The following is a 582-nucleotide window of genomic DNA, read 5'->3' as shown; positions in this document are numbered from 1 at the left end:
AGAGTCCGAGTAAAAAATCTTCCTATGTCGGGTTGTCTTCGGGTTCATCATTCTGGGAGTCGGAGGCGTCACACAATGATGGAAGCCATTCTTGAGCGATGTGCTGGACTGGATGTTCATCAGGAATCCATAGTGGCCTGTGTACTGGTTGGACCACTGGACCGCTCGCCCAAATCTGAAATTCGGACGTTTGGCACGATGGTGGATGATTTGTTAGCACTTGCAGATTGGCTGAGCGAGACTGGCTGTACACATGTAGCCATGGAAAGCACCGGAATCTACTGGAAGCCCGTATGGAATGTCCTCGAAGCATTTGATTTCGAGTTGCTTCTCGCCAATGCCCACCACATCAAGAACCTCCCGGGCCGCAAAACAGACATGAAGGACGCAGAATGGATTGCCAAACTGCTTCGCTGTGGTCTGATTGAAGGCAGTTTTGTTCCGTCTCAAGAAATCCGAGATTTACGGGATCTTACCCGTTATCGGAAAAAGCTCGTGCAAGAAGCTACGTCTGAAAAGAACCGAATTCACAGACTATTGCAGGATGCCAATATTAAGCTCACCACGCACATGTCGGATATA

At 49.0% G+C, this 582-nt stretch carries 1 protein-coding gene; it reads left to right on the top strand.

Translation table 11 applies throughout. The features are described 5' to 3' along the window. Positions 1–78 precede the first annotated feature (78 nt). The coding region (locus ASH01S_RS17710; RefSeq protein ID WP_157067256.1) for an IS110 family transposase at positions 79–582 on the top strand (504 nt) is incomplete at its 3' end.

It is taken from the genome of Alicyclobacillus shizuokensis NBRC 103103, assembly GCF_001552255.1.
In the GTDB taxonomy this organism is placed as follows: domain Bacteria; phylum Bacillota; class Bacilli; order Alicyclobacillales; family Alicyclobacillaceae; genus Alicyclobacillus_G; species Alicyclobacillus_G shizuokensis.
This window is presented reverse-complemented; position numbering and strand designations above follow the sequence as displayed.